Origin of the sequence: Methylobacterium organophilum, assembly GCF_022179465.1 — a bacterium.
Taxonomy (GTDB): domain Bacteria; phylum Pseudomonadota; class Alphaproteobacteria; order Rhizobiales; family Beijerinckiaceae; genus Methylobacterium; species Methylobacterium organophilum.
Genome location: NZ_BPQV01000030.1, coordinates 1 through 458, shown reverse-complemented (window position 1 = coordinate 458; position 458 = coordinate 1). Strand labels below are relative to the sequence as shown.

Sequence of the window (458 nt, the reverse complement as noted above, 5' to 3'; positions counted from 1 at the left end):
GCCCTCGAAGAGGAGACGGCGCTGGCGCGGGCGGGTGCGGAGGCGCAGCGCAAGGCCGGGATGCAGGCCATGGCGGCGGGGTTCGAGGCGGCGGTGGGGGGCATCGTCGGGCAGGTCTCGTCGGCGGCGACGCAGCTTCAGGCGACCGCCCAGGCGATGACGGCGACCGCGACCCAGACCGCGGGCCAGTCCTCCAGCGTCGCGGCGGCGGCGGAGGAGGCGGCGGCCAACGTCAACACGGTGGCCGCGGCGGCCGAAGAGCTCGGCTCCTCGGTGCAGGAGATCGGCCGTCAGGTCGACGGCTCGGCGGCTCTGGCCCAGGCCGCGGTCGGCCAGGCCGACCAGACGGCGGCCCTGGTGCGCGAGCTCTCGGACGCCGCCGCCCGGATCGGCGACGTGGTCGGCCTGATCTCGACCATCGCCGGCCAGACCAACCTGCTGGCGCTGAACGCCACGAT

1 pseudogene is annotated in these 458 nt (G+C 76.0%); it reads left to right on the top strand.

Annotated features, from left to right (window positions below):
• Positions 1-458, top strand: a pseudogene (locus tag MFF21_RS23695) (chemotaxis protein); the annotation flags it as partial.